The organism is Pseudomonas sp. HR1 (assembly GCF_030175875.1).
Taxonomy (GTDB): domain Bacteria; phylum Pseudomonadota; class Gammaproteobacteria; order Pseudomonadales; family Pseudomonadaceae; genus Chryseomonas; species Chryseomonas oryzihabitans.
Genome location: NZ_JASNRF010000053.1, coordinates 1 through 733, shown reverse-complemented (window position 1 = coordinate 733; position 733 = coordinate 1). Strand labels below are relative to the sequence as shown.

The window sequence follows — 733 nt, the reverse complement described above, 5'->3', positions numbered from 1 at the left end:
CAGCCCATCTTTCACAGTCACGACCACAAGCATCTGATTCTTGGCCTCATATGCCCCGATGAAGGCCAGCCGGTAGTCGTCATTGGTATAGAGCACCTTCCAGACCTCGAACGGGCCGGTGAGGGTATCCAGGGCATAGCCAACATACCTCTCCCTGGCATCCGCGCGCTTCTCGACGATGTGGGGAAGGCTGTCCCGTAGAATCCGCACAGCACCTACAGGCGTAGTTACATCCACAGAGGTGACTCCGCCAGTAAACCCAAATTGAGTAGCTATGCACTCAACCGCATCGTCAACAGTTGCTGCTGGCGCTACTAGCTCAGGAGCTAGCGCCCTAAGCTCGCGGGTAAGGGAGCGAAGGTCCGGTAGCTGGTGCTCCTTCCAAGTCTGCTGGCCTGAAGCCTCACGGATCATCATCCGGGGCGTTTCAGCCGACATTGCCAGCTCCAAACTTCAATGACGGCATCATTCGGTTGGCCTATTGATCGCCTCGACAATAGCTTCACAGGGACCGACGATGCGTCTGATTAGGGCCTCTAGTTCGGCAATTTTCTGGTTGGCGACCTCTAGCCGGGCTGTATTACGAACCCCTAAGTTGGCAGCCTGGATGATTGCCTTAGAGGCTGTTTTCTCTCCGGTCAGAGCAGAAAAGGCCTCGATTTCCTCATCGGTAACGTTACGAATAGTCAGCGCCATGACTCAATATATCCTGATAGCAAAGTCGCGTATCAAT

Annotated in this window: 2 protein-coding genes; both read right to left on the bottom strand. The window is 54.6% G+C overall.

The features are described 5' to 3' along the window. Positions 1 to 438: PBECR2 nuclease fold domain-containing protein (locus QKY98_RS23555; protein ID WP_284671695.1), on the bottom strand; the 438-nt coding region annotated here is incomplete at its 3' end. Between the two features lie 27 nt (positions 439 to 465). Continuing rightward, positions 466 to 696 carry a hypothetical protein gene (locus QKY98_RS23550; RefSeq protein WP_017638800.1) on the bottom strand — a complete coding sequence of 77 codons (231 nt, stop codon included), beginning with the start codon at positions 694 to 696 and terminating at the stop codon, positions 466 to 468. Positions 697 to 733 lie beyond the last annotated feature (37 nt).